1 pseudogene is annotated in these 339 nt (G+C 33.9%); it reads left to right on the plus strand.

Going from position 1 to position 339, the window contains the following annotated elements:
* Nucleotides 1–339: pseudogene (locus FE392_RS23065) on the plus strand (transposase); the annotation flags it as partial.

Genomic DNA, 339 nt, shown 5'->3' on the forward strand with positions numbered 1-339 from the left:
TTCATCCTATTGTTTTATTTAAGATGATGTTTATTGGATAGTTTTACGGTATTCGTTCTGAGCGTCAATTGGAAAAGGAGATTAAAACGAATATTGCCTACCGTTGGTTTTTAGGATTTTCTCTATCGGATACTATTCCTGATCATTCTACAATCAGTTGGAATCGTCGTACTCGTTTTATTCATACAAATATTTTCGAAGAAATTTTTGATGAGATTGTGAGACAAGCGACAGAGCACCGAATGGTAGGAGGACGTGCACTGATGACAGATTCTACCCATATTAAGGCCAATGCCAATAAAAATAAATTTGTACATAAATATAAAAAAGAAAAGGCAA

This window comes from Xenorhabdus santafensis, from assembly GCF_033949405.1.
Lineage (GTDB): Bacteria > Pseudomonadota > Gammaproteobacteria > Enterobacterales > Enterobacteriaceae > Xenorhabdus > Xenorhabdus santafensis.